The organism is Sphingopyxis sp. QXT-31 (genome assembly GCF_001984035.1).
Classification (GTDB): Bacteria; Pseudomonadota; Alphaproteobacteria; order Sphingomonadales; family Sphingomonadaceae; genus Sphingopyxis.
Map to the genome: position 1 here is coordinate 294,113 of NZ_CP019449.1, position 14,565 is coordinate 308,677.

Annotated in this window: 17 protein-coding genes; 3 read left to right on the plus strand and 14 right to left on the minus strand. The window is 67.4% G+C overall.

Annotated features, from left to right (window positions below):
• Positions 1 to 157 precede the first annotated feature (157 nt).
• Complete coding sequence (locus tag BWQ93_RS01465; protein WP_077028971.1) at positions 158 to 643, plus strand: YHS domain-containing (seleno)protein; 486 nt, start codon at positions 158 to 160, stop codon at positions 641 to 643.
• Between the two features lie 162 nt (positions 644 to 805).
• Here BWQ93_RS01465 and BWQ93_RS01470 read toward each other — a convergent pair whose 3' ends face one another.
• The 9 genes from BWQ93_RS01470 to miaA form a co-directional block, all read right to left on the minus strand.
• A complete protein-coding gene (locus BWQ93_RS01470; RefSeq protein ID WP_077028972.1) occupies positions 806 to 2,065 on the minus strand; it encodes an adenosylmethionine--8-amino-7-oxononanoate transaminase in 1,260 nt (419 codons plus the stop codon).
• 103 nt (positions 2,066 to 2,168) lie between these two features.
• Entirely contained in the window at positions 2,169 to 2,777 is a 609-nt protein-coding gene (gene bioD, locus BWQ93_RS01475; RefSeq protein WP_077028973.1) for a dethiobiotin synthase, read from the minus strand.
• Positions 2,774 to 3,910, minus strand: coding sequence for an 8-amino-7-oxononanoate synthase (locus BWQ93_RS01480; protein ID WP_077028974.1), 1,137 nt, complete (start codon positions 3,908 to 3,910; stop codon positions 2,774 to 2,776). The genes bioD and BWQ93_RS01480 overlap by 4 nt, the downstream gene beginning before the upstream one ends.
• 177 nt (positions 3,911 to 4,087) lie before the next feature.
• The gene (locus BWQ93_RS01485; RefSeq protein ID WP_077028975.1) at positions 4,088 to 4,690 is read right to left on the minus strand and encodes a DUF6151 family protein; all 603 of its coding nucleotides are present in this window, start codon (positions 4,688 to 4,690) and stop codon (positions 4,088 to 4,090) included.
• Positions 4,691 to 4,895: 205 nt separating this feature from the next.
• The gene (gene ilvC, locus BWQ93_RS01490; protein ID WP_077028976.1) at positions 4,896 to 5,930 is read right to left on the minus strand and encodes a ketol-acid reductoisomerase; all 1,035 of its coding nucleotides are present in this window, start codon (positions 5,928 to 5,930) and stop codon (positions 4,896 to 4,898) included.
• A gap of 124 nt (positions 5,931 to 6,054) precedes the next feature.
• The gene (gene ilvN, locus BWQ93_RS01495) at positions 6,055 to 6,570 is read right to left on the minus strand and encodes an acetolactate synthase small subunit (RefSeq protein WP_077028977.1); all 516 of its coding nucleotides are present in this window, start codon (positions 6,568 to 6,570) and stop codon (positions 6,055 to 6,057) included.
• Between the two features lies 1 nt (position 6,571).
• Positions 6,572 to 6,784 (minus strand): hypothetical protein, encoded by a 213-nt coding sequence (locus BWQ93_RS01500; RefSeq protein WP_077028978.1) that lies wholly within the window; start codon positions 6,782 to 6,784, stop codon positions 6,572 to 6,574.
• Positions 6,784 to 8,538 carry a biosynthetic-type acetolactate synthase large subunit gene (ilvB, locus tag BWQ93_RS01505; RefSeq protein WP_077028979.1) on the minus strand — a complete coding sequence of 585 codons (1,755 nt, stop codon included), beginning with the start codon at positions 8,536 to 8,538 and terminating at the stop codon, positions 6,784 to 6,786. The genes BWQ93_RS01500 and ilvB overlap by 1 nt, the downstream gene beginning before the upstream one ends.
• Positions 8,539 to 8,624: 86 nt before the next feature.
• On the minus strand, positions 8,625 to 9,584 hold the full coding sequence (gene miaA, locus BWQ93_RS01510) for a tRNA (adenosine(37)-N6)-dimethylallyltransferase MiaA (protein ID WP_077028980.1): 960 nt from the start codon (positions 9,582 to 9,584) through the stop codon (positions 8,625 to 8,627).
• Here miaA and serB point away from each other — a divergent pair.
• Together serB and BWQ93_RS01520 are read left to right on the plus strand one after the other, a co-directional pair.
• On the plus strand, positions 9,583 to 10,467 hold the full coding sequence (gene serB / locus BWQ93_RS01515; RefSeq protein ID WP_077028981.1) for a phosphoserine phosphatase SerB: 885 nt from the start codon (positions 9,583 to 9,585) through the stop codon (positions 10,465 to 10,467). The two genes, miaA and serB, sit on opposite strands and share 2 nt — an antisense overlap.
• 277 nt (positions 10,468 to 10,744) lie before the next feature.
• Positions 10,745 to 11,095 carry a DUF2200 domain-containing protein gene (locus BWQ93_RS01520; protein WP_077028982.1) on the plus strand — a complete coding sequence of 117 codons (351 nt, stop codon included), beginning with the start codon at positions 10,745 to 10,747 and terminating at the stop codon, positions 11,093 to 11,095.
• A gap of 155 nt (positions 11,096 to 11,250) precedes the next feature.
• Here the strand turns inward: BWQ93_RS01520 and BWQ93_RS01525 are convergent, their stop codons facing one another.
• The 5 genes from BWQ93_RS01525 to BWQ93_RS01545 form a co-directional block, all read right to left on the minus strand.
• Positions 11,251 to 12,162, minus strand: a complete 912-nt coding sequence (locus BWQ93_RS01525) for a TraB/GumN family protein (RefSeq protein ID WP_083720490.1) — start codon at positions 12,160 to 12,162, stop codon at positions 11,251 to 11,253.
• A complete protein-coding gene (locus BWQ93_RS01530) occupies positions 12,159 to 13,100 on the minus strand; it encodes a TraB/GumN family protein (RefSeq protein ID WP_077028983.1) in 942 nt (313 codons plus the stop codon). Before BWQ93_RS01530 ends, BWQ93_RS01525 begins: the two co-directional genes overlap by 4 nt.
• 34 nt (positions 13,101 to 13,134) lie before the next feature.
• The gene (locus tag BWQ93_RS01535) at positions 13,135 to 13,743 is read right to left on the minus strand and encodes a hypothetical protein (protein WP_232314703.1); all 609 of its coding nucleotides are present in this window, start codon (positions 13,741 to 13,743) and stop codon (positions 13,135 to 13,137) included.
• Positions 13,733 to 13,945 (minus strand): helix-turn-helix transcriptional regulator, encoded by a 213-nt coding sequence (locus BWQ93_RS01540; RefSeq protein WP_077028985.1) that lies wholly within the window; start codon positions 13,943 to 13,945, stop codon positions 13,733 to 13,735. The genes BWQ93_RS01535 and BWQ93_RS01540 overlap by 11 nt, the downstream gene beginning before the upstream one ends.
• Positions 13,946 to 14,168: 223 nt before the next feature.
• Positions 14,169 to 14,489 (minus strand): UrcA family protein, encoded by a 321-nt coding sequence (locus tag BWQ93_RS01545; protein ID WP_077028986.1) that lies wholly within the window; start codon positions 14,487 to 14,489, stop codon positions 14,169 to 14,171.
• Positions 14,490 to 14,565 lie beyond the last annotated feature (76 nt).

The window sequence follows — 14,565 nt, forward strand, 5'->3', positions numbered from 1 at the left end:
TCAACAAACCCCTGTCCCCGCATCTATGCTTAGGCGGCGAAGATGAACATAGGCCGAATTGCCGTGGCGCGCGCGTAACTTTCGCGGGGCGGGGGGCGAACCCAAGGCAACGCGCGCCGCGGCATCGGGCCGGGCAGCGCGAAGATGGAGATACCCCATGAAAAACCAAGCCCTGTTCGTGCTGCTCGCGGCGCTGCTCGCCCCGCTGTCGGTCGCGGTGTTCACCCCGCAGGCCTATGCCAAGCCCGTCTATGTCGGGGTCGAGGGCGGCAAGGTGGCGGTCAGCGGCTATGACACGGTCAGCTATTTCGACGGCGACGGCGTGCCGGTGAGGGGCGATGCGAATTTCGCGGTCGAGCATGACGGCGCACTCTATCATTTCGCCAATGCCGCCAATGCCGCGCGCTTCCAGGCCAATCCGCAAGCGTTCGCGCCCCAATATGGCGGGCACTGCGCCTGGGCGATGTCCCGCGGTTACCTCGCGCCGGGCGATCCGCTCGCTTACGCTGTGGTGGACGGCAGACTGTACCTGAACTTCAACCAGGAGGTGAAGGCGAAGTGGGACGCGGACCGCGCGGGCTTCATCGCGGCGGCGGAGAAGAATTGGGCGGTGGTGCCGGAGGATGCCAAGTTCGGGGGGTGAGGCTGGATTGGGGGTGGGGAGCGGACGGTCCTCTATTTCCGTTCGTGTCGAGCGAAGTCGAGACACGCTTGGAAAGCGCCGGCCTTCACGTGTCTCGACTTCGCTCGACACGAACGGGTTTTGTAGCGCGGTTTGTCCGCTTCCGCCCGATACCGGCCATTTCTAGATCGCGTCCAGCGACGCCCCGATCACGCCCCACACCTGCGCCAGTTCCTCCGCCGCGATGCAATAGGGCGGCATGACGTAGACGGTGTTGCCGAGCGGGCGGAGGAGGACGCCGCGGTCGCGATGGAAGGCGATCAGGCGCGGGGCGAGGGTCGAGAGATAGCCCGAGTCCGCCACGACGATGTCGAGCGCGGCGATGGTGCCGAGACGGCGGGGATTCGCGACGCGCGGGTCGTGGCCGAGCAGCGACAGGTGCGCGGCCTGCGCGTCGGCGAGCGCGTCGATGCGCTGCTGCACCGGCTCGTCGCGCCAGATTTCGAGGTTCGCCGCCGCCGCGGCGCAGGCGATCGGGTTCGCGGTGTAGCTCGACGAATGGTAGAAAGTTTTGCTGCGGTCGGTCGAGAAGTGCGCTTCGTAGATCGGCTCGATGCAGAGCGTCACCGCGAGCGGCAGGCTGCCGCCGGTGAGGCCTTTGGAGAGGCAGACGATGTCGGGGATGACGCCCGCTTGGTCGCAGGCGAAACGCGTGCCGGTGCGGCCCCAGCCGGTCATCACTTCGTCGGCGATGAAGAGCACGCCGTGGCGCGCGCAGATGGCGCGCATCTCGGCGAGCACCCACGCGGGGTAGATGAGCATGCCGCCGGCGCCGAGGATGAGGGGTTCGACGATGAAGGCGGCCGGCTTTTGGGCGCACGCGGTTTCGAGCGCGTCGAGGGCGGCTTGCTCCATGCCTTCGTGCGGGAAGGGAATGGTGTCGACCTCGAACAGCAGGGGCTGCCAAGCGCGGTTGTAGACGCCGCGCTCGCCGACCGACATCGTGCCGATGGTGTCGCCATGATAGCTATGCTCGAGCACGAGGATGCGGCTGCGCGGCTCTCCGATGTTGAACCAATAGCCGAGCGCCATCTTGAGCGCGACCTCGACGCTGGTCGAGCCCGAGTCCGAGAAGAAGACGCGGGTCAGCGGATCGGGGGTGATGCGGATCAGTTCGGCGGCGAGACTCTCGGCGGGCTCGTGCGTCCAGCCGGCGAAGATGAGCTGGTCGAGCCTTTCGGACTGCTCGCGGATCGCGGCCATGATGCGCGGGTGCGCGTGGCCGTGGGTGGTGACCCACCAGCTGCTGATCGCATCGATCCAGTGGTTGCCGTCGGCGTCGTAGAGGCGCGCGCCTTCGCCGCGGGCGATGAGCGGAATGGCATCGCCGAGCCCGTGCTGGGTGAAGGGGTGCCAGATGGGGGATTGATGGTCGAGTTTCATGGGCGCGCCCTATATTACATCGTCATCCCGGCGAAGGCCGGGATCTCGCCAGTACGTCATAATTCGAGGTCGAGATCCCGGCCTTCGCCGGGATGACGAATATCTATTGGAAGTCCGTGAGATCGAAGTTTGCTGCGAAAGCCTGCGCAAGAGCCTCGGGGGTCAGCGGATCGACGATCGGCAGGCGGCCGAGGCGGCGGACGCCGCTGAGCTCCGCGATGATCGCTTCGCTGTCTTCGACCGCGTCGCCGAGGAAGGCGAGGCCGTGGATCGGGACGTTGCGGCTTTTGAGGGCTTCGATGGTCAGCAGGCTGTGGTTGATCGTGCCGAGGCTGGTGCGCGCGCAGACGATGACCGGGATATGCCAGCGCGCGAAGAGATCGGCGTAGAGCAGGGCGCGCGTGACGGGGACGAGTGCGCCGCCGGCGCCTTCGACGATGAGGTCGCCGGGCGGAGGCGTCAGGGCGTCGGGGTCGATGGTGACGCCGTCGATCTCGGCGGCCAGGTGCGGCGAGGCGGGGGTGGCGAGGCGATACGCCTCGACGCGCACGGGCACGCCCGCGAGGCGCGCGACGGCTTCGCTGTCGGTTTCGTCTTCGAGGCCCGACTGGATCGGTTTCCAATAGGGGGCGTGCGTCGCGCCGGCGAGCGCGGCGCTGAAGATCGTCTTGCCGATGCCGGTGTCGGCGCCGGTGACGACGAAGCGCGTCATGCCGCGGCCATCGACGCGGCGAGCGTGTCGGCCATGCGGTCGATGTCGGCCTCGGTCACATTGAGCGTGATCGCGATGCGGAGCCGCGCACTGCCGTGCGGGACGGTCGGCGGGCGGATGCCGCGGATGTCGAAGCCCGCCTCCTGCAGCGCGCCCGCGATGCGCATCGTGCGCTTGTTGTCGCCGATGACGACGGGCAGGATCTGGCTGCGGCTGGCGGGCAGGCCGAGCGCGGCGAGGCGGGTTTCGGCGTGCGCGACGAGCGCGTGGAGATGCGCCGCGCGCTCGGGCGCGTTGGCGACGATCTCGAGCGCCTGGTGGACGAGCCACGCCATCAGCGGCGACGGCGCCGTCGAGAAGATGAAGGGGCGGCCGCGGTTGATCAGGAAATCGCGGACGATTTGCGGGCCGCAGAGGAGCGCGCCCTCGCAGCCGAGCGCCTTGCCGCAGGTGTGGAGGGTGACGAGGTTGTCGCGGCCCGCCAGCCGGTGCGCGAGGCCCTGGCCCGCGGGGCCGTAGACGCCGGTGGCATGCGCCTCGTCGACCACGAGGATGGCGTCGTGGCGGTCGGCGACCTTGGCGAGCGCGGCGAGCGGGGCGCGGTCGCCGTCCATGCTGTACAGGCTTTCGACCGCGATCCACGCCGTGCCCTTGCCGCCGCGCGCGCGCCAGGCGGCGATCGCGTCGTCGAAGGCCTGCGGATCGTTGTGCAGCGCCGATGCGCGCTCGGCGCGGCCGAGCTTCATGCCGTCGTGCGCGCTGGCGTGGATGAGCGCGTCGTGGACGATGAGGTCGCCGCGCTGGGGCAGCGTGGCGAAGAGCGCGGCGTTGGCGGCGAAACCCGTGGGGAAGAAGAGCGCGGCCTCGCTGCCATAATGGCGCGCGGCGTGCGCCTCGAGCGCTTCATGCTCGTCGTGATTGCCGCGCAGCAGGCGCGAGCCGCCCGAGCCGGCGGGGATACCGCGGCGCAGGCCCTCGGCGAGCGCCTCGTTGAGGAGGTAGGAGTTCGCGAGGCCGAGATAGTCGTTCGAGGCGAAATCGACGCCCGCGCGCGGGCTGAGCGCGCGGCGTCGGTTTTCGGTGGCGAGGCCGGCGAGGTCGGCGTGGTGCGCGGCGAAGGGGGAGGTCACCATGGTCTTCTCTCTTCGGTCTTCATCGTGCAGGCGGGCATCCCGGTCCCGGTATCTTCTCTTCGTGCCTTTGTGCCTTCGTGCGAGATTTTTTTGACTCGCACAAAGGCACAAAGGCACGAAGAGGAAAATGACGGATTTCCGCTGACGCGGGAGTGACGAAATTTGTTGAACGGCGGGTTAGGCGTTCCGCAAGGCCTGCCGTTCTTCGGCGGTCAGGCGGTGGGGCGGGGCGATCGGCTGGAGCGTTTTGGGGTCGAAGAGCGGACAGCGGCGGCGGTCGCCCGAGATCAAGTCCTTGATCATGCGCGGGAAGAAGCGGCGCATGAGCTTGCCCATGCTCATTTTGTGCAGCGCGCTGGTGTCGCCGGTGCCGTCCTGGGTGAACAGATGCCCGAGCGGGGGACCGACCAGCGCGGCGCGCTTTGCCGGGTCGCAGGCGGCGAGCTGGGTCGTGATATAGGGGATTTTCCCGTTGGCATAGGTGTTGAACAGCGGCATGCCGCAGCAGGCGGCGTACCAGCGGAGCGTCGGCTTGTCGGTCATGTGGAGGCAGGCGAGCCGCTCGCGGCCGGTGTCGAGGCGCAGGCGCGCGCAGCGCGACTGGTATAGCGCGCTGCCGCCATGCGCGTCGAGCATATCCGCAGCGTGGCCGAGGTGGCGCGTCAGCTGCTGGCAGTCGGTGCAATGGCATATCACATGATCGCCCTGGCCGGGGCCGACGTCGAGCAGGGTTCCGGAAACGCTGCCGCAGCGGCAGGCGAAGGTTAGGTCGGAGGACATGCTCGGGTCCTAGCGCTTCGCTGGCGGATGCGGAAGGGCGTTGGAACTGCTGCGCGGCTTGATCTCCCTGTCGCGCAGCGATGGGGAGGTGGCAGCGCGGAGCGCTGACGGAGGGGCATTGGCTCGACGTTGCTGCCCCTCCACCACTCGCTTCGCGAGCGGTCCCCCTCCCCATGGCCTGCGGCCACTGGGAGGATGAGACGTGTCAGTTCTTTGTCTTGTCGACGAGCTGGTTCTTGGCGATCCAGGGCATCATCGCGCGCAGTTCGCCGCCGACCTGTTCGATCGGATGCGCCGCGGCGGCCTTGCGGCTGGCCTTGAGCTCGGGCTGGCCGGCCTGGTTGTCGAGCACGAAGTCCTTGACGAAGCGGCCCGACTGGATGTCGGCAAGCACGCGCTTCATTTCCTTCTTGGTCTCTTCGGTGATGATGCGCGGGCCGGTCTTGATGTCGCCATATTCGGCGGTGTTCGAGATCGAGTAGCGCATGTTCGCGATGCCGCCTTCATAGAGGAGGTCGACGATCAGCTTGGTTTCGTGGAGGCATTCGAAATAGGCCATTTCGGGGGCGTAGCCCGCGTCGACCAGCGTCTCGAAACCCGCTTGGATGAGATGGGTGATGCCGCCGCAGAGCACCGCCTGTTCGCCGAAAAGGTCGGTTTCGCACTCTTCCTTGAAGGTCGTCTCGATGATGCCGCTGCGGCCGCCACCGACGGCGCTCGCGTAGGAAAGGGCGAGCGCCTTGGCGAAGCCGTTGCCGCTGTTGCCGGCGGCTTCCTGCGCGACTGCGATCAGGCAGGGGACGCCGCCGCCCTTCTGATATTCGCTGCGCACCGTGTGGCCGGGGCCCTTGGGCGCGACCATGAAGACGTCGATGTCGGGGCGCGCCTCGATCAGGCCGAAGTGGATGTTGAGGCCGTGCGCGAAAGCGAGCGCGGCGCCGGGCTTCATGTTCGGGCCGATGTCGTCGGCGTAGATCTTCGCCTGATGTTCGTCGGGGGCGGCGATCATGATGACGTCGGCCCATTCGGCGGCTTCCTTGTTCGAAAGCACCTTGAAGCCCGCGGCCTCGGCCTTTTTCGCGGTGGCGGAGCCGGGGCGGAGCGCGATCGCGACTTCACGCACGCCGCTGTCGCGCATATTCTGCGCATGGGCGTGGCCCTGGCTGCCGTAACCGACGACGGCGACCTTCTTGCCCTTGATCAGATCCTGGTCGGCGTCGCGATCGTAATAAACCTGCATGTCCTAAACCCCTTCGTGTATTTGCTTGATCGTCATCCCGGCGAAGGCCGGGACCCCGCCCTCGCGTCCATCTGCAACGGTGAGATCCCGGCCTTCGCCGGGATGACGAAGTTAGTGGTAAACTTTACAGCGCCTCCGACCCGCGGCCGATGGCGACGACGCCGGTGCGGCCGACCTCGACCAGCCCGCATTCGCGCATCAGCGCGATGAAGCGGTCGACCTTGTCGCTGTTCCCGGTGATTTCGAAGATGAAGCTGGTGAGCGTGGTGTCGACGACCTTCGCGCGGAAGACGTCGGCCATGCGCAGCGCCTCGATGCGCTTGTCGCCGGTGCCCGCGACCTTGACCAGCGCGATCTCGCGTTCGACATGCGCGCCCTGGTCGGTGAGGTCGGTGACCTTGTGCACGGGGACGAGCCGGTCGAGCTGCGCGATGATCTGGTCGATCACCGCGGGTGGACCCGAGGTGACGATGGTGATCCGCGATAGCGCATGGTCGGCGCTGATGTCAGCGACGGTCAGGCTCTCGATATTATAGCCGCGCGCCGAGAACAGCCCGGTGATCTTGGCGAGGATGCCCGCCTCGTTATCGACGGTGACGGCGAGCACATGGCGCTCGCCCGCTTCGGTTTTGATTTTCATGTCAGTGCCCCGCGACCGGGAGGTCGATTTTGACGGCGTGGGTTTGAACGGGTTGGAGCAGGATGGCACCGGCGCCGCCGAACAGCGCGATGGTCGCCGGGCCCCAGCCTAGGCGCTGGCCGCGCTCCGGGCCTTGAATGGTCCGAAAGGCGGCATAAAGGCCCGCAGCAAGGCATATGGCCGCAAGGACCATCGAAATCCGGAGCATGTCCATCAAACCAGTGCCTTGGCTTCGTCGTCCATCGTGCCGATGATGTCGTTCGGCTGGAGGATCATGTCGGTGTGCGCGGCTCCGCTCGGGATCATCGGGAAGCAGTTGGCGAGCTTGGCGACGCGGCAGTCGACGATCACCGGGCCCGGCGTGTCGATCATCGTCTGGATGCCTGCCTCGAGCTCGCCGAGCGTGTCGATGCGCAGGCCCGTCCAGCCGTATGCCGCGGCGAGCTTCACGAAATCGGGCAGGCTGTCCGAATAGCTGTTCGAATAGCGGCTCTCATAGGTGAGTTCCTGCCATTGGCGGACCATGCCCATCCACTCATTGTTGAGGATGAAGATTTTCACCGGCAGGCGGTACTGGCTGACCGTGCCCATTTCCTGGATGTTCATCTGGAGCGAGGCTTCGCCCGCGATGCAGACGACGAGGCGGCCGGGGTGCGCGATTTGCGCGCCGACCGCGGCGGGGAAGCCGTAACCCATCGTGCCCAGCCCGCCGCTGGTGAGCCAGCGGTTGGGCGCCGAAAAGCCGAAATGCTGCGCCGCCCACATCTGGTGCTGGCCGACCTCGGTGGTGATGATCGGGTCGCGGCCGCGCGTCGCGTCGAACAAGGCCTTCACCGCGCGCTGCGGCATGATGTCGGCCGAGGCTTCCTTCTTTTCGGGGAAGTCGAGGCAGCGCGTGGCGCGCCAGCCGTCGAGGCGGCGCCACCATTCGCCAAGGTCGCGCGGCTTGTGGCCCTTGTCCTGCCAGGCCGCGATCAGCGCATCGAGCGCGCGGCCGGCGTCGCCGACCACCGCGAGGTCGACGGGGACGATCTTGTTGATCGAACTGCGGTCGATGTCGATGTGGATCTTCTTCGAGTCCGGCGAGAAGGCGTCGAGGCGGCCGGTCACGCGGTCGTCGAAGCGCGCGCCGACCGCGATGATCAGGTCGGCGCGGTTCATCGCCATGTTCGACTCATAAGTGCCGTGCATGCCGAGCATGCCGAGCCACTTGGGATCGTCCGACGGGAACGCGCCGAGGCCCATCAGCGTCGAGGTCACGGGCGCGCCGGTCAGCGACACCAGCTGGCGCAGCGCGGCGCTGGCGTCGGGGCCGGCGTTGATCACGCCGCCGCCGGTGTAGAAGATCGGGCGCTCGGCGGCGGCGATCATGTCGATGGCCTGGGCGATCGCGTCGGCGTCGGGCTCGACCTGCGGGCGATAGCTTTGATGCTCGATCTTTTCGGGCAGCTTATATTTGCCCGTCGCGACCTGCACGTTCTTGGGGATGTCGATCACCACCGGGCCGGGGCGGCCGTGGGTCGCGATGTAGAAGGCCTCATGCATGATCGCGCCGAGCCGGTCGGGATCCATGACGAGATAATTATGCTTGGTGCAGTGGCGCGTGATGCCGACGGTGTCGCATTCCTGGAAAGCGTCGGTGCCGATCAGGTTCGTCGGAACCTGGCCGGTGAGCACGACCATCGGAATGGAATCGAGCAGCGCGTCGGTGATGCCGGTGACCGCGTTGGTCGCGCCGGGGCCCGAGGTGACGAGCACGACGCCGGGCTTGCCGGTCGAGCGGGCATAGCCCTCCGCCGCGTGGGTCGCCGCCTGCTCGTGGCGGACGAGGATGTGCTGGATCGTCGGATGCTTGTAGAGCGCGTCATAGATCGGAAGCACCGCACCGCCCGGATAGCCGAACACCGTATCGACCCCGAGGTCGACCAGCGCCTGAACCACCATGTCGGCACCACTCATTTCCGTCACGACGAAACTCCTTTTCTCACCCTGCCACGTCTTTTGATGCGCGCCTTGTGCGCTGCAGCAGGTCGGCGGGCAATAGGTGCATGATTCTATCCTGTCAACAGCCTATCTCGTAATATTATTACCAATTTCTTGATAGAATCGTTGTTTAGCGACTCTTCGTGGCGCGGCCAGTCGGCGGGGGGCTGGTGGCGGAACCACGTGAATTGGCGCTTGGCATATTGGCGGGTGGCGGCCTGCGCTTGAGCCAGCGCTTCGGCGCGGGAGATGTCGCCGCGAAGATACGCCGCGATCTGGGGCACCCCGATCGCGCGCATTGCCGGGAGATCGGGGTCGAGGTCGCGCGCGAGTAGGGCTTCGACCTCCTCGATCGCGCCGCCGTCGAACATCTGGACGAGGCGCGCGTCGCAGCGCGCGCGGAGCCAGTCGCGTGGCGGGAGGAGGATCAGCGGGGTCAGCGCGATCTCGCCGACGATGCCGCCCTCGCGCGCCTGCTGCCAGTCGGCAAGCGTGCGGCCTGTCGAGCGCACGACCTCGAGGGCACGCGCGACGCGGGTGGTGTCGGCGGGATTGAGGCGCTGGGCGGCGTCCGGATCGGCGGCGGTCAGCGCGGCATGGGCTTCGGCCACCGGCAGCGCGCGGACGGCTTCGCGTACGGCGGGGTCGATCACGGGCACCGGGGCGATGCCGTACAGGAGCGTGCGCAGGTAAAGGCCGGTGCCGCCGACGAGGATCGGCGCCGCGCCCGCTGCGTGTGCTTCGACGACCGTGGCGCGGGCTTCGCTCGCCCAGCGCGCGGCGTTATGGGCCTCGGCGGCATCGACATGGCCGAACAGGCGATGCGGCACGCCTTGCATCTCTTCCGCCGTCGGTCGCGCCGACAGGACCCCGAGGTCGGCATAGACCTGGCTGGCGTCGGCATTGATCACCACCGCCTTTTCGAGCGCCTGCGCGAGCGCGACCGCCAATGCGCTCTTGCCGCTGGCGGTGGGTCCGGCGATAAGCGCAAGTGACGGCCGTGCGGGGCCCGGGGAAGAAGGAGCAGCCATGTTCGTAGCCACGCTGATAGCAGCCGGGAAGCTGACCGACGAGGTGGTTCGCGAGGCGATCGACAGACTCGCCGCGACGGGGCACGAAGTCGGCGCGCCGCACTGGCTGGACGAGCATGACGCCGCGGACATCGTCTTTCAGGGCAGCCTGGTCAGCGCGCGCGCCGAACTGGCGAAGATGGACCATGGCGCGCTCGACGTCGTCGTCCAGCCGCTGGGCGACCGCACCAAGAAATTGATCGTCGCCGACATGGATTCGACGATGATCACCGTCGAATGCATCGACGAACTCGCCGATTACGCCGGGATCAAACCCGAGATCGCGGCGATCACGCAGCGGGCTATGCGCGGCGAGCTCGATTTCCGCGCGGCGCTGATCGAACGCGTCGCCGCGCTCGGCGGCATGGCCGAGGCGACGCTGACCGAATGCCGGATCGAACGGGTGAAGCTGACGCGCGGCGCGCGCACCCTGGTGCAGACGATGAAGGCGCATGGCGCCTATTCGGTGCTGGTCTCGGGGGGCTTCACAGCCTTCGCCGATCCGGTGGGCGAGGCGATCGGTTTCGACAAGGTGGTCGCCAACACGCTCGAGATTTCGGGCGGCAAGCTGACCGGCCGGGTGGCCGAGCCGATTGTCGACAGCCAGACCAAGCTCGAGACGCTGAAGGCCGAGGCGGCGAAGCACGGCCTGCCGCTGGCCGAGACGCTCGCGGTCGGCGACGGCGCGAACGACATCCCGATGATCACCGCGGCGGGGCTGGGCATCGGCTTCTACCCGCACGCCTCGGCGGGCGAGGCGGCGGCGGCGGTGATCCGGCACCATGACCTCACGGCCTTGCTGTGGGCGCAGGGCTATCCGCGGCGTAGCTGGGTGATGGGGTGATGGCGGGTTTCGGGTAAAATTCGACCGTCTTGATCCTCCGTGCGGCGAAGCCGTGGGGAGGGGGACCGCCGAAGGCGGTGGACGGGCCGATGCCTGAAGCGTCGGTGGAGGGTGGTCGCCCCTCCACCATGCTTCGCATGGTCCCCCTCCCCATCGCTTCGCGACAGGGAGGATCGGGTTGCCCGCCCCCCCCCAAAAAAGAGACCGTACCCGGAAAGTGGATGCCGGTCAGCTCCGGGATGACGGAAGGGCGCGTTTGGCGTAGGATCAAAAGAACATGACCAGGCACCGCATCTATTCGATCAGCGTCGCGAGCGTGTATCCGCATTATATCGCCAAGGCCGGGAAAAAGGGCCGAACCAAGGCCGAGGTCGACGAGATTTTCCGCTGGTTGACGGGCTTTGACCAGAAGGGGCTCGAGGCCGAGCTGGCGGCGAAGACGAATTTCGAGGATTTCTTTGCCAAGGCGCCGCAGCTGAACCCCGCGCGGTCGCTGATCACCGGCGTGGTGTGCGGCATCCGCGTCGAAAATATCGAAGAGCCGCTGATGCGCGAGCTACGCTACCTCGACAAGCTGATCGACGAGCTCGCCAAGGGCAAGAAGATGGAGAAGATCCTGCGGGGGTAGGGGGCGGCCGCCAATGCGCCGCCCAATAAAACCGTTCGTGTCGAGCGAAGTCAAGACACGCCTGGGACGCGCTGGCCTTCGGGGTGTCTCGACTTCGCTCCGCACGAACGGAATCAGAGGGTTGTCGGGAAACTGAGCCGAACCCGTCGGTTCGCTCACTGCACCCGCGTCACCTTCAACCCTTCGGCCTCCAGCAAATTCGGCAGGCCATCGCTACCGATCAGATGGCCAGTGCCGACCGCGACCAGTACCGTCCCCGGCCGGTCCATCCGCGCCTTGGCCCAGCGGCTCCACGCATGGTTGCGCTTGGTGAGGAGCGCCGCGCGCGCGGCGGGGACGGTGTCGATATCCTCGTTCACGATCTTTTCGAGCGCGCCGACGTCGCCGCGCGACCAGGCGGCGGTGAGCGCGCCGACCTCTGCCACGGCGTCGTCGGCACCCGCGGCGGCGTTGGTGAGCAGCGCACGCTGCGTTGCGGCGTCGAGCGTTTCGAAAGCCATCAACTGCCCTTCGGCGCTTTCGAGGCCGCCGACCGGCTTGCCCGCGTCGTTGAAACTGGCGGTCAGCACGGTCTCGACGCCGTTCGCGGGCGACAGCGCGGCGTTCTGCGCGACGCGCTGGCCCATCAGCACCATCACCGCCCAGTCGTCTAGCGGGTCGCCTCCGAAGGGTTGGCCGGACCCGCTCGCCTCGAGCGCGCGATATCCGGCAAGCGAGTCGGCGGGCAGGCGGCGCTCGACGGGGAGCGTCGCGACGCGCGGGGCGAGGCGCTGGAACACGCGGCCAACCTTGGCGAGCTCGGCGGGTGAGAGTTCGAGCACCAGTTCGTCGGCGGCGGCGATCGCGGCGCCGACCTGACCATGGTCCCAGTCGGTCGTCGCGGGCAGCGCGTGCATCGTGCCGAGCAGGTAAAGCTGGGTGTCGTCGTCCTCGACCAGCCACATCGCGGGTTTCGCGATCTCTTTCTCGGCGGGCGAGGGCGTGCCGCAGGCGGCGAGCAGGCAAGCCGAAAGGGCCGCCGCGGCGCGGCGACCCCAGCGGAAGAAAGGCTTTGCCGCGGCGTTCAATAGTCGACCCGCTGCACAGTCAGCCCGCGCTCGGTCAGATAGGCCTGGACGCTCTTGTCGCCCGCGAGATGGCCCGCGCCGACCGCGACGAAGACCGTGCCGGGCTTGTCCATGCGCGTTTTGAGCGTGTCGGCCCAGCGCGCGTTGCGATCGTAGAGCAGGATCTTCGCGAGCTCGGGGGTTTCGGTCATGCTTTCGTTCATCGTGACGGCGAGCGCGGCGGGATCGCCCTTGACCCATTGCGCGACGAGCGTGTCGAGGGTGGGTACGACCTTGTCCATGTCGCGTACGACGGTGTCGAGATAGGCGAGCTGCGACGCATCAGACAGATTGTCGAAGAAGCCGTACTGCTCCTCGATGGTTTCGAAGGCGCCGATCGGCTTGCCGCCGGCCTTGGCGGCGCCGGTCAGCACCATCTCGGGGCCGAGCTGGGGGTTGTAGCCCTTGATCAGCAGCGGCAGCACCGACAGGTTGACCGCGACGAACCAGGGTTCGTATTTCTCGAATGCCTCGGGCGGCAGGCCGACCGACACCATCGACGCGGCATAGGCGTCATGCGCTTCCTTGCTCATCCGGCTGGCCATGGTGCGGCCCGCGGGATCGATCGCCATCTTGTCGGTTACCGCCTTCACCGCGGCGGGATCCTCGGGCATCAGCATCTCGAGCATCAGCTCGTCCGAGCCGTCGAAGGCGCTCTTCACCGCCTCGTCGAACCAGCCGAGTCCGGGCTTCAGGAAATGGACGGTGCCGAAGAGATAGATGGTGGTGTCGTCGTCCTTGACCACCCAGAGGGCGGGGTCGGCGTCGACAGTCGGCGCCGCGGCCTCGGCCGCGACGGGTTCGGCGGCGCGCGCGGCACCGGTGCCGGGGAGCAGGGCGCACTGCGCGAAGGGGATGATCGCACAGGTGGCGGCGAGGGTCTTGAACAGGGATTTCATGGGAGCGGTACTTTCGGTTTGGAGGGGGGCGGGGTCAGCGGAATTTGAACCAGAAATAGACGAGGGCGTTGACGACCAGGCTGGCGACGAAAAGGATCATCGCGTCGATCGGCGGCGCCAGCCCGGCGCGGTGGAGCACCCACCAAGCGGGGCAGGGGATGACGAAGGCGTAAAAGCCCCAGAGGCCGCCAAGGCGATAGGCCTGTTGCTCATGATCGTCGATCGTGCGTTCATAGGCGATGAGCGAGAGCGCGAGCCCGACCACCCACAGGGCCGACAGCGCAACCGCGACCGTCGGCGACAGCGCGGCGTTGCTATAGAGGTCGCCGCCGCCCGCCTGGAGCGTGATCGCCGAGACCATGCCGAGCGTGCCCGCGCCGAAGATGCTGGCCCAATAGAGCCGCTTGCGCGGCGACCAGCGGCGGAAATAGTCGGCGTGGCTGCGGATATAGAGCGCGATCGCGGCCACGCCGAAGGCGATCGCGGCGACCGGCCCGACCCACGGCGCGAGCGCCGGATCGCCCGAATTGATCTGCGCCTGGTTAAAACCGGCGATCCCGCCCGCGAGCATCGCGGTGCACAGGCCGATGAACACGGGCATGATCATGTTCGGCGCGCGGGGTTCCTTTGGCTCAGTTGCCATCGTCATGTCCTTCGCCATAATCGAAAATCTCCTCGATCGGCATGTCGAACAGCCGCGCGAGCTTGAAGGCGAGCGGCAGCGACGGGTCGTATTTGCCCGTTTCGATCGCGTTCACCGCCTGCCGCGAAACGTCGAGCCGGTCGGCCAGTTCGGCCTGGCTCCAGTTGCGCATCGCGCGCAGCACTTTGAGTTTGTTGTTCATCGGCGCCTCGCCAGTCCCAGCCTTTGCTCCGCCATGGCAAGCCAGGGCGCTGTCGGCAAACGGCAATTTGGGGTCGGCCCTGCGGGCGTGGTGCTGCGGGTCGTGCATGTCCTGGCTTCCCAAGGGCTGGAGCGCCGTCGCGGAGGGCGCCCCAGCCCGGCTCGCCTGCCGACGCCGGGGAGGATCGGACGGGGCAAGACATCGAACATTGGCCTGATGCGGCTCAGCGCGCGCGCTCGAGCATCAGCAGCGCGAGCTGCGTGCCGCCCGCGGCGCGGGCGATGGCGCGGTCGGCCTGCGGCTTGGCGGCGGCGAGAGCATCGGCGATGCACTGCGTTTCGCGGGCGCGCTCGGCGGTGCCGCCGATGCCGGCGTTGCAGAGGCTGCGCGCGGCGCTCTTCACGCGGGTTTCGAGGCGCTGCTGACCCTTGGCGGTCGACAGGTCGAGGTCGGCGATGCGGACTTCGGCGGTCTGGCCCTCCGCGGCGATCGCGGGAACGGCGGCGGTCAGCGAGAGGGCGAGGATCAGGGTGCGGGTCATCATGTCGGGTCTCCTTGGGCTAGATAGTTGGTCATGGCCACCTGTCTTTGTGTCAGGTGTTGTTGACTATATGTCGCGA

Bases quoted from the DNA above. Each gene is read 5' to 3' on its own strand.
- ilvC (WP_077028976.1), bottom strand. From the start codon at position 5,930: ATGCAGGTTTATTACGATCGCGACGCCGACCAGGATCTGATCAAGGGC.
- BWQ93_RS01465 (WP_077028971.1), top strand. From the start codon at position 158: ATGAAAAACCAAGCCCTGTTCGTGCTGCTCGCGGCGCTGCTCGCCCCG.
- BWQ93_RS01470 (WP_077028972.1), bottom strand. From the start codon at position 2,065: ATGAAACTCGACCATCAATCCCCCATCTGGCACCCCTTCACCCAGCAC.
- ilvN (WP_077028977.1), bottom strand. From the start codon at position 6,570: ATGAAAATCAAAACCGAAGCGGGCGAGCGCCATGTGCTCGCCGTCACC.
- BWQ93_RS01535 (WP_232314703.1), bottom strand. From the start codon at position 13,743: ATGGCAACTGAGCCAAAGGAACCCCGCGCGCCGAACATGATCATGCCC.
- miaA (WP_077028980.1), bottom strand. From the start codon at position 9,584: ATGGCTGCTCCTTCTTCCCCGGGCCCCGCACGGCCGTCACTTGCGCTT.
- BWQ93_RS01500 (WP_077028978.1), bottom strand. From the start codon at position 6,784: ATGGACATGCTCCGGATTTCGATGGTCCTTGCGGCCATATGCCTTGCT.
- bioD (WP_077028973.1), bottom strand. From the start codon at position 2,777: ATGACGCGCTTCGTCGTCACCGGCGCCGACACCGGCATCGGCAAGACG.
- BWQ93_RS01530 (WP_077028983.1), bottom strand. From the start codon at position 13,100: ATGAAATCCCTGTTCAAGACCCTCGCCGCCACCTGTGCGATCATCCCC.
- BWQ93_RS01545 (WP_077028986.1), bottom strand. From the start codon at position 14,489: ATGATGACCCGCACCCTGATCCTCGCCCTCTCGCTGACCGCCGCCGTT.
- BWQ93_RS01480 (WP_077028974.1), bottom strand. From the start codon at position 3,910: ATGGTGACCTCCCCCTTCGCCGCGCACCACGCCGACCTCGCCGGCCTC.
- BWQ93_RS01485 (WP_077028975.1), bottom strand. From the start codon at position 4,690: ATGTCCTCCGACCTAACCTTCGCCTGCCGCTGCGGCAGCGTTTCCGGA.
- serB (WP_077028981.1), top strand. From the start codon at position 9,583: ATGTTCGTAGCCACGCTGATAGCAGCCGGGAAGCTGACCGACGAGGTG.
- BWQ93_RS01540 (WP_077028985.1), bottom strand. From the start codon at position 13,945: ATGAACAACAAACTCAAAGTGCTGCGCGCGATGCGCAACTGGAGCCAG.
- BWQ93_RS01520 (WP_077028982.1), top strand. From the start codon at position 10,745: ATGACCAGGCACCGCATCTATTCGATCAGCGTCGCGAGCGTGTATCCG.